Origin of the sequence: Chryseobacterium sp. SIMBA_038, assembly GCF_046535115.1 — a bacterium.
In the GTDB taxonomy this organism is placed as follows: Bacteria; Bacteroidota; Bacteroidia; order Flavobacteriales; family Weeksellaceae; genus Chryseobacterium.
The window spans coordinates 1-346 of the sequence record NZ_JAWRXH010000062.1 but is presented as its reverse complement, the minus strand read 5'-3'; the positions used below and the strand labels follow the sequence as shown (position 1 = coordinate 346).

Genomic DNA, 346 nt, shown 5'->3' with positions numbered 1-346 from the left:
CCATCAGATTGAGGAAGTGGCCCGCATGTACGGCGTGCCTCGCCCGTTGCTGATGATGGATGACACGTCGTGGGGATCGGGTGTCGAGCAGTTGGCGCTGTTCTTCATTCAATACGGCCTGTCGCATTGGTTCGTACAGTGGGAGCAGGCGCTCGCCCGCTGCTTTCTGACCGACAAAGAGCTTGGCGCATATGCGTTCAAGTTCAACGAGGCGGCGCTACTGCGCGGCACGCTCAACGATCAGGCGACGTTCTTCTCGAAGGCGCTCGGCGCCGGCGGCCAGTCGCCGTGGATGTCGCAAAACGAGGTGCGTGAAATCTCCGACCTTCCGCGTTCGAGCGACCCG

1 protein-coding gene is annotated in these 346 nt (G+C 61.6%); it reads left to right on the top strand.

Annotated elements, in window-relative coordinates; genetic code table 11:
* A partial coding sequence (locus SB689_RS22725) for a phage portal protein (RefSeq protein WP_410694336.1) occupies positions 1–346 on the top strand: 346 nt, incomplete at both ends.